Below are 8,192 nucleotides of genomic sequence, written 5' to 3'. Positions count from 1 at the left end.
CGACCTCGCAGGCCGTGTCGCCGCCGCCGCGGCCGCCCGCGAGCAGGCGGACGCCGCCGGGTCCCGGGTCGCCGAGCGGGCCGACGGCCTGCGCGAGCGGGTCGACCGGGCGCGCGGCGACGACCCGAGCGTCGCGGCCCGGCGCGACCGGCTGCGGGCCTGGGCCGACGCCGCCGAGGGCGTCCTCGACGCCCGCCGCGGGCTCGCGGACGCGAGCGTCACGGCCGACCGGGCGACCGCCGCCGCCGCGACCGCGGCCCGCGCGGCCGGTTTCGACGACGTCATCGACTGCGTCCGCGCGGTGCTCAGCCGGGAGCAGACCGACGCCTACACCGCGGCCCTGCGCGCCCGCGACGACGAGCTCGCCGCGGTCACCAAGCGGCTCGAGGACGGGGCCCTCGTCGCGGCGGCCGCGGCCCCGGAGCCGCAGCCCGAGACGGCCGCCGCGCTGCTCGAGCTCGCGCGGGCCGACGAGGCGGACGCCGTCCGCACCCTCGCGCATGCCGAGGAGGCGGTCCGGGCGCTCGACGGGATCGCCGCCGAGCTCGACGCGCACCTCGCCACGGCGGCCCCGGTCCACGAGCGGTTCGCCGTCCTCGACGGGCTGAGCCGCTGCCTCGACGGCACCGGCGGGGAGAACTCGCGCCGGATGCCGCTGTCGGCGTTCGTCCTCGCGGCCCGGCTCGAGCAGGTCGCCGAGGCCGCGAGCCTGCGGCTGGCCCAGATGTCCGCGGGCCGGTACGCGCTCGTCCACAGCGACGTCGCCGAGAAGGGCGCCCGCCGCGCCGGCCTCGCGCTCCAGGTCGTCGACGCCTGGACGGGCCAGCGCCGGGACACCGCGTCCCTGTCCGGCGGGGAGTCGTTCTACACCTCGCTGGCCCTCGCGCTCGGCCTCGCGGACGTCGTCTCCGCCGAGTCGGGCGGCACGACGATCGAGACCCTCTTCGTCGACGAGGGCTTCGGCAGCCTCGACGAGGACACCCTCGAGGAGGTCATGGACGTCCTCGACGACCTGCGGTCCGGCGGCCGTGTCGTCGGCCTCGTGAGCCACGTCGCCGACCTGCGCGACCGGATGCCCGCGCGGCTCGAGGTGGTCAAGGGCCGCACCGGCTCGACCCTGCGGCTCGCCGTCCCCGCGTGACGGGCGGCGCCGCACCGCAGGGCGACCGACCGCCAGACGTCGCCGTCCTCGACCTCGACGGCGTGCTGGCGGACACCCGGCACCGGCTCCACCACGTCGCAGGGGGCCGCCCGCGCTGGGCAGCGTTCTTCGCCGCCGCGAAGGACGACCCGGTGCACCCCGAGGGCCGCGCCGTCGTCGAGGAGGTCCTCGGTCGCGGTCTCGCCGTCGTCTACCTCAGCGGCCGCCCGGAGCGCACCGCCGCCGCCACCCGGGCCTGGCTGCTCCGGCACGACCTGCCCGACGCCCCGCTGCTCCTGCGTGCGGACGACGACCGCCGCCCGGCCACCGCGGTGAAGATCGGCCACCTGCGGCGGCTCGCCCGGCGGGCCCGGGTCGTCGTCCTCGTCGACGACGACCCGGCCGTCGTCGCCGCCGTCCGGGCGCTGCGCCCGCCGCTCGCCGCGTCGGTCCTCCACGCGACGTGGCAGCCGCGGGACGACGCGACCGACCGCGGCCAGCACGGGGCCGGCCGCACGTGACCCGCCGGCCGCGCCCGCAGGTGGTCGACGACCTCGCCGGTCGGCTCGCGGCGCTCGGCTGGGTGAGCGACCTGCTCGTCGCCGGCTCCCTCGCGACGGGCGACTGGACGCCGTCCGTCAGCGACCTCGACCTCGTCGCCGTCACGGCCGGCCCGGTCGGCACCGGCCGTGAGCAGACGCTCAGCGCCGTCCACCGGGACCTCGACGCCGGGTCCGGCGCCGGCCTCAAGCTCGGTTGCGTGTACGTCGACACCGCGGCCCTGGACGACCCGGCCGCCCTGCACCCGACGTGGACGCACGGGGCGCTCGTGCACCGGATCCTCTCCGGGGTGACTCGCGCCGAGCTCGCCCTCCACGGCTTCGCCGTGCTCGGCCGCGCGCCGGCCGCGCTGCTGTCGCCGGTGACCCCGGACGACGTCCGCGCCGCCGCCCGCTCCGAGCTCACCGGCTATTGGGCCCTCGCCGCGCGGCACCCGCTCTGGTTCCTCGACCCGGTCCTCGCCGACCTCGCGCTCACCTCGATGGCCCGCGGCCGCCACAGCCTCGCGACCGGCGAGCTGCTCACGAAGACCCTCGCCGTCGAGCAGGCGCACGCGCCGGCGCACCTCGTCGCGGCGCTGAGGGCGCGCCGCCGCGGCGAGGACGTCACCTCGCCCCGGCTGCGCACCGCCCTCGTCGCGTGGCGCGACGTCCGCCGCACGGTCGCCGCCGCCCGCCGTCCGGCCCCTGCGAGCCCGTGACCGCGACCGATCCCGCGGCACTGCGCCGCAGGATCGGTCACGCTGACGCGAACCGGCCGACCCTCCACCGTCCTCTGACGCGTTCTGCACCCCACCCGCGCGACGTAGGGTGCGTGACCCGCCAGAGGACGGCGACGAGGGCTCAGCTCTCGAACGCCTCCGGCGGCGGGCACGAGCAGACCAGGTGCCGGTCGCCGTACGCGCCGTCGATGCGGCGCACCGGCGGCCAGTACTTCGCGCGGGGGTCGACGCCGGCCGGGTAGACGGCCTCCTCGCGGGTGTACGGGTGCGCCCACTCCCCGACGAGGCTCTCCGCCGTGTGCGGGGCGTTGGCGAGCGGGTTGTCCCCGGCGGGCCAGCGGCCGGCGGCGACGGCGTCGATCTCGCCACGGATGGCGATCATCGCGTCGCAGAACCGGTCCAGCTCGACGAGGTCCTCGCTCTCGGTCGGCTCGACCATGAGCGTGCCCGCGACCGGGAACGACATCGTGGGCGCGTGGAAGCCGTAGTCGACGAGGCGCTTGGCGACGTCGTCGACGCTCACTCCCGTCTCCTTCGAGATCCCGCGCAGGTCGAGGATGCACTCGTGCGCGACGAGGCCGTCGCGGCCGGTGTAGAGCACCGGGTAGTGGTCGCGCAGCCGGGTCGCGACGTAGTTCGCCGCGAGGATCGCCGTCGCGGTCGCCCGGGTCAGCCCCTCGGCGCCCATGAGCCGCACGTAGGTCCACGAGATCGGCAGGATCCCGGCCGAGCCGAACGGCGCCGCCGAGATCGGGCCGACACCCGTCGCGGGGCCGGCACCGTCGTCCATCGGGTGGTTCGGCAGGTACGGCGCGAGGTGCGCGCGGACGCCGACCGGCCCGACGCCGGGGCCGCCGCCGCCGTGCGGGATGCAGAACGTCTTGTGCAGGTTGAGGTGCGAGACATCGGCCCCGAACGTGCCCGGCTTCGACAGCCCGACGAGCGCGTTGAGGTTCGCGCCGTCGACGTACACCTGGCCGCCCGCGTCGTGGACGGCGGCGCACAGGTCCGCGACCGCCTCCTCGAAGACGCCGTGCGTCGACGGGTAGGTGATCATCACCGCCGCGAGCCGGGCGGCGTGCTCGTCGACCTTGGCCCGCAGGTCGGCCATGTCGACGTTGCCGTCCTCGTCGCACTTCACGACGACGACCCGCAGGCCAGCCATCACCGCGCTCGCGGCGTTCGTGCCGTGCGCGGACGACGGGATGAGGCACACGTCGCGGTCGGTCTCGCCGCGCGAGCGGTGGTAGGCCCGGATGGCGAGCAGCCCGGCGAGCTCGCCCTGGGAGCCCGCGTTCGGCTGGATGCTCACGGCGTCGTAGCCGGTCACGCTCGCGAGCATCGACTCCAGGTCGGCGACGAGCGCCCGCGTCCCCGCGGCGGTGTCGGCCGGCGCGAACGGGTGCAGCGCGGCGAACTGCGGCCAGGTCACCGGCTCCATCTCGGTCGTCGCGTTGAGCTTCATCGTGCACGAGCCGAGCGGGATCATGCCGCGGTCGAGCGCGTAGTCGAGGTCCGCGAGCCGGCGCAGGTAGCGCAGCATCGCCGTCTCGGAGCGGTACGCCGAGAACACCGGGTGGGTGAGGTAGCCGCTCGTCCGCAGCAGTGCTGCGGGCAGCGCGCCGGGGACCTCCGCCGACCGGCGCACCGCGCTGCCGGGCGCGACGCCGAACGCCGCGCACACCGCCGCCAGGTGCGCCGGCGTCGTCGTCTCGTCGGTCGTCACCCCGACGTGGTCGCCGTCCACCCGGCGCAGCAGGACGCCCCGCTCGCGGGCAGCGGCGAGGACGGCGTCCGCCCGGCCGGGCACCCGCGCGAGGACGGTGTCGAAGAGCTCGGCGTGGACGACGTCCACCCCGCCGCCGCGCAGCGCCGCCGCGAGGTCGGCGGCGTGCCCGGCGACCCGGGTCGCGATCGTCCGCAGGCCCTGGGGCCCGTGGTGGACGGCGTACATCGAGGCCATGACGGCGAGCAGCACCTGCGCGGTGCAGATGTTGCTCGTCGCCTTCTCCCGGCGGATGTGCTGCTCGCGGGTCTGCAGCGCGAGCCGGTACGCCGGCTTGCCCACGGCGTCCTTGGAGACGCCGACGAGCCGACCCGGCATCGAGCGCTCGATCCCGGCCCGGACCGCCATGTACCCGGCGTGCGGGCCGCCGTACCCGAGCGGGACGCCGAAGCGCTGCGACGTCCCGACCGCGACGTCCGCCCCGAGCTCGCCGGGCGGGGTGAGCAGGGTCAGCGCGAGCAGGTCGGCGGCGACGGTGACGAGCGCACCGGCGGCGTGCGCGGCGTCGACGACGCCCCGCAGGTCGGTGACCGCGCCGGAGGCCCCCGGGTACTGGACGACGACCCCGAAGACCCCGTGCTCGCCGCCGGCGGCCGCGAGCACCGCCGCGACGTCGCCGCCGGAGCGCGCCGCACCGGCGAGGTCGGCGTCGACGACGGTGATGCCGAGCGGCTCGGAGCGGGTGCCGATGACGGCCCGGGTCTGCGGCAGGACGTCGGTGTCGACGACGAGGACGGCACCGGCCGCCCCCTTCGTGCTCCGTCGCATGACGGTCATCGCCTCGGCCGCGGCGGTCCCCTCGTCGAGGAGCGAGGCGTTGGCGGTCGGCAGCCCGGTGAGGTCGGAGACCACGGTCTGGAAGTTCAGCAGCGCCTCGAGCCGGCCCTGCGAGATCTCCGGCTGGTACGGCGTGTACGCGGTGTACCAGGCCGGGTTCTCGAGGACGTTGCGGAGGATGACGCCGGGGGTGTGGGTGCCGTGGTAGCCCAGGCCGATCATCGGCGTGAGCACGGTGTTCCGCGCGGCGAGGGCCGTGAGCTCGGCGAGCACCTCGGCCTCCCCGACCGCGGGCGGCAGGTCGAGCCCGTCCCGGTCGCGGATCACCGCGGGCATCACCGCCGCGACGAGCGCGTCGAGGCTGTCGTGCCCGACGGTGGCCAGCATGTGCGCCGTCGCGGCGGCGTGCGGGCCGATGTGCCGGTCGGCGAACGAGGTCGCCTCGGACGGCGCGTGCGCGGCGCCCGGTGCGGCCGGGGCAGCGGCGCCGGGCGTGGACGGCACGGAGGGGACTGCGATGACGGAGGTCACGGACGCGCTCCAGACAGGGGTCGGTCGGCGGCCGAGACCGCCCTGACCTCCCCCTCTGTCACCCACGTTCGCGCTTCAGAGTTGCCTGACCCGCACGGTCCTGGCGCCTGAGAGGTTCCGGGGAGAGTTGCCCCTTCGGCGCCCCCTCACGGGGGCTCTCCCGTGCGGGGTCTGCAGCGAGGAGGACGCTACCAAAACGGGTGCCACGATGTGGGACCGGCGGGCGACGGACGCGCCCGACCGCCCGACCTGTCGCCGAACGGTCGGTCCCGTGGTCAGCCCGCGGATCCCCTGCACCGCCGGACGACGCCCTGTGGACGGTCCTGCTGCCCGGGCCGCGGAGCAGGTAGGTTTCAGGGGTGATCGTCGTCAGCGTGTGCAGTCTCAAGGGCGGTGTCGGCAAGACCTCCGTGGTCCTCGGCCTCGCCTCCGCCGCGCTCGCGCGCGGTGTCCCCACCCTCGTCGTCGACCTCGACCCGCAGGCCGACGCGACGATGGGCCTGGACGTCGTCGACCGCCCGAAGCACACCGTCGCGGACGTCCTGTCGGCCCCGCGCCGGACGGCGCTGGACTCGGCCGTTGCGACGAGCGGCTGGACGGCGGAGGGCGGCGGGACGCTCGACGTCATGATCGGCACCGTCGAGGCCGCCGCGCTCGACGGCCCGCGCATCGGTGAGCGCGCCGTCCACCGGCTCGAGACGGCGCTGACCCGGGCCACCGACTACCGCCTCGTCCTCGTGGACTGCCCGCCGTCGTTCGGCGCCCTGACGCGCACCGGGCTCGTCGCGAGCCAGCGCGCGCTCGTCGTCTCCGAGCCGGCCCTCTTCTCGGTCACGGCCGCCGACCGTGCGCTGCGCTCGATCGACGAGCTGCGCCGCACGACCGCCCCGAACCTGCAGCCGCTCGGCGTCGTCGTCAACCGCTACCGGGACCGCTCCCCCGAGCACCGCTACCGCCTCACCGAGCTCCAGCAGATGTTCGGCCCGCTCGTGCTCTCCCCCTCGCTGCCCGAGCGCAGCGCCCTCCAGCAGTCGCAGGGCGCGAGCAGCCCCGTCCACCGCTGGCCCGGCGCCGCGGCGGCGGAGCTCTCGGAGGCGTTCGACGCGCATCTCGCGCGGCTCCTGCGGGTCGCCAACCGCCGCAAGGCCGCAGCGGCGTCCCCGCGCGCCTGACGGGTCCCCGTCCTCTGGCGGCTCGCGCACCTGACGGCACGCTCCTGCGGCTCGCACCTCTTCGTCGGCGTCCTGCAGCGGCTGACACGCGCGCTCCTTCGTGGACGTCCTCTGGCGCCTGACGCACCTCATCGGCGGCGTCCTCTGGCGGCGCGCGCACCCAACGGGCGGCGTCCTCTGGTGCGAGAAGTACCCAACCTCGTCCTCTGGTGAGAGAACGACGCCAAGAGTGCGGCGGATTCAGGCGGTGGGTGCAACGGGTTGGTCTTGGGCGGTCAAGAGTAGGTGGTTGAGGGCTTCGGTGGGGGTGGCCCAGCCGAGGGTCTTGCGGGGGCGGCCGTTGAGTCCGTCGGCGACGGCGGCCAGGTCGGCGGGGGTGTGGACGGACAGGTCGCTGCCTTTGGGGAAGTACTGGCGCAGCAGTCCGTTGGTGTTCTCGTTGGTGCCGCGTTGCCAGGGTGAGTGCGGGTCGCAGAAGTAGATGTCCAGGCCCGTGGCCAGGGTGATCTCGGCATGGCGGGCCATCTCGACGCCCTGGTCCCAGGTCAGGGTCTGGCGCAGCGCGGCGGGCAGGGTGGTGATGGTGGTGGTCATCGCGTCCCGGACCTGTTCGCCGGTGTGCCCGTCTGGTAGGTGCAGCAGCATCACGTACCGGGTGGTCCGTTCGACCAGGGTGCCGATCGCGGCGCCGCCCTGGGCGCGGCCCACGATCAGATCGCCTTCCCAGTGGCCGGGCACGGCCCGGTCCTCGACCTCGGCCGGCCGGGCGCTGATCATCAGCTCCGGCGGCGGGGCCGGACGACGTCGGCGGCCACCGGTGGGAGTCCTCTTCGGGCGCCGGACCGCCCGCCCGGTCCGCAGGCACACCGTCAGCTCCCGGCGCAGGGCGCCGCGGCCCTGGACGTACAGCGCCTGGTAGATCGCCTCGTGGCTGATGCGCATCCGTTCATCGTCGGGGAAGTCCACCCGCAGCCGGGCCGCGATCTGCTCCGGGCTCCACCGTCCCGGACCGTCCAGCCGGGCCTGCACGTACTCACGCAGCGGCTCGTGCACGGCCAGCTTGGCCGGCTTCGGGCGGCGGGCACGACGCTGGGTCAGATACTCGGCCCTGGTCGCGAAGTACTTGCTGCGCCAACCGCCCTCGGCGTTACGCGCCAGCTCCCGGCTCACCGTCGAGGTCGGGCGACCCAGTTCCCGGGCGATCTGCGCCAACGACGCCCTCTCCCGGAGCCGGACCGCGATCCACTCCCGCTCGGCCAAGGTCAACCGGCGGCGTGACGATCCCCGAGGACCCACAAGATCAACATCAGGCATGCCGCCACGCTGCCGGACCCACCGCCAGCCGACCGCCGACGACACGCCCGCACGCCGCGCCGCCGCAGGCACCCCCAGCCCCTGACGCCACGCACGCCAGAACACACGACGAGCCTCCAGCGAGTACGCCATCGACAACACCCCACATCAGAAGGCGTTGCACTCACCGATTGAGGCCAAGTGCGATGT

Annotated in this window: 6 protein-coding genes and 1 riboswitch; of the genes, 4 read left to right on the top strand and 2 right to left on the bottom strand. The window is 75.5% G+C overall.

The window, feature by feature from the left end:
- From EDJALFJO_RS11815 to EDJALFJO_RS11805, 3 genes are all read left to right on the top strand, one after another.
- Positions 1–1,141: SbcC/MukB-like Walker B domain-containing protein (locus EDJALFJO_RS11815; protein WP_304441275.1), on the top strand; the 1,141-nt coding region annotated here is incomplete at its 5' end.
- Positions 1,138–1,662 carry a hypothetical protein gene (locus tag EDJALFJO_RS11810; RefSeq protein WP_088285399.1) on the top strand — a complete coding sequence of 175 codons (525 nt, stop codon included), beginning with the start codon at positions 1,138–1,140 and terminating at the stop codon, positions 1,660–1,662. The genes EDJALFJO_RS11815 and EDJALFJO_RS11810, both read left to right, overlap by 4 nt.
- Positions 1,659–2,402 carry a nucleotidyltransferase domain-containing protein gene (locus EDJALFJO_RS11805; protein WP_198950219.1) on the top strand — a complete coding sequence of 248 codons (744 nt, stop codon included), beginning with the start codon at positions 1,659–1,661 and terminating at the stop codon, positions 2,400–2,402. The genes EDJALFJO_RS11810 and EDJALFJO_RS11805 overlap by 4 nt, the downstream gene beginning before the upstream one ends.
- A 142-nt stretch (positions 2,403–2,544) precedes the next feature.
- Here the strand turns inward: EDJALFJO_RS11805 and gcvP are convergent, their stop codons facing one another.
- Positions 2,545–5,373 carry an aminomethyl-transferring glycine dehydrogenase gene (gene gcvP / locus EDJALFJO_RS11800; protein ID WP_369812521.1) on the bottom strand — a complete coding sequence of 943 codons (2,829 nt, stop codon included), beginning with the start codon at positions 5,371–5,373 and terminating at the stop codon, positions 2,545–2,547.
- A 229-nt stretch (positions 5,374–5,602) separates the two neighbouring features.
- Positions 5,603–5,690: riboswitch (glycine riboswitch) on the bottom strand.
- 186 nt (positions 5,691–5,876) lie between these two features.
- Here gcvP and EDJALFJO_RS11795 point away from each other — a divergent pair.
- Entirely contained in the window at positions 5,877–6,689 is an 813-nt protein-coding gene (locus EDJALFJO_RS11795) for a ParA family protein (RefSeq protein WP_088285397.1), read from the top strand.
- A gap of 240 nt (positions 6,690–6,929) precedes the next feature.
- On the opposite strand, the gene EDJALFJO_RS11790 is transcribed toward EDJALFJO_RS11795, so the two are convergent.
- On the bottom strand, positions 6,930–8,135 hold the full coding sequence (locus EDJALFJO_RS11790; RefSeq protein WP_369812520.1) for an IS30 family transposase: 1,206 nt from the start codon (positions 8,133–8,135) through the stop codon (positions 6,930–6,932).
- Positions 8,136–8,192 lie beyond the last annotated feature (57 nt).

The sequence above is a fragment of the Kineosporia sp. A_224 genome, from assembly GCF_002198655.1.
In the GTDB taxonomy this organism is placed as follows: Bacteria; Actinomycetota; Actinomycetes; order Actinomycetales; family Kineosporiaceae; genus R-H-3.
This window is presented reverse-complemented; position numbering and strand designations above follow the sequence as displayed.

Bases quoted from the DNA above. Each gene is read 5' to 3' on its own strand.
- gcvP (WP_369812521.1), bottom strand. From the start codon at position 5,373: ATGCTGGCCACCGTCGGGCACGACAGCCTCGACGCGCTCGTCGCGGCG.
- EDJALFJO_RS11790 (WP_369812520.1), bottom strand. From the start codon at position 8,135: ATGGCGTACTCGCTGGAGGCTCGTCGTGTGTTCTGGCGTGCGTGGCGT.